Annotated in this window: 1 protein-coding gene; it reads left to right on the forward strand. The window is 51.8% G+C overall.

Annotated elements, in window-relative coordinates; all coding sequences use genetic code 11:
* Positions 1–454 (forward strand): transposase (locus M6G53_RS25060; protein ID WP_253335263.1); only part of this gene is annotated, 454 nt, incomplete at its 5' end.
* Positions 455–467: the final 13 nt, after the last annotated feature.

Genomic DNA, 467 nt, shown 5'->3' on the forward strand with positions numbered 1-467 from the left:
GCTGGCGGACCCCTTCCGCTACCCTGGTAACGATATCAGCGAGTTATATAGAAACCGATGGGAAATAGAGCTGGGTTACCGGGAAGTGAAACAAGGGATGCTGGACAGCCGTTGGACGCTGAGAAGTCGGTTACCGGAACTGGTGAGGCAGGAACTGTGGGGGGTCTTACTGACGTACAACCTGGTGAGATATCAGATGGTGAACATGGCGAGTCATCTGAAAGGCGATTACCTGCCTTATCAACTGAGTTTTAGTGGTGCGCTAAGCGAAATCACGCGGCTGTTAATCACGTTACCCTGGTGCTCCCCGGGCAAGATGCCGGGAGAACTCAGAACGTTGTATGAACAGGCGAAATGGCTGGTACTACCAGGGCGCAGAGAGCGAAGTTATCCTAGAGAACTCCGGGCCAGAAGCAGGAAATATCCAGATAAAAAAGTTGCTGGTCACCCTTAAGTGACCAGCATTA

It is taken from the genome of Serratia nevei, from assembly GCF_024160145.1.
In the GTDB taxonomy this organism is placed as follows: Bacteria; Pseudomonadota; Gammaproteobacteria; order Enterobacterales; family Enterobacteriaceae; genus Serratia; species Serratia nevei_A.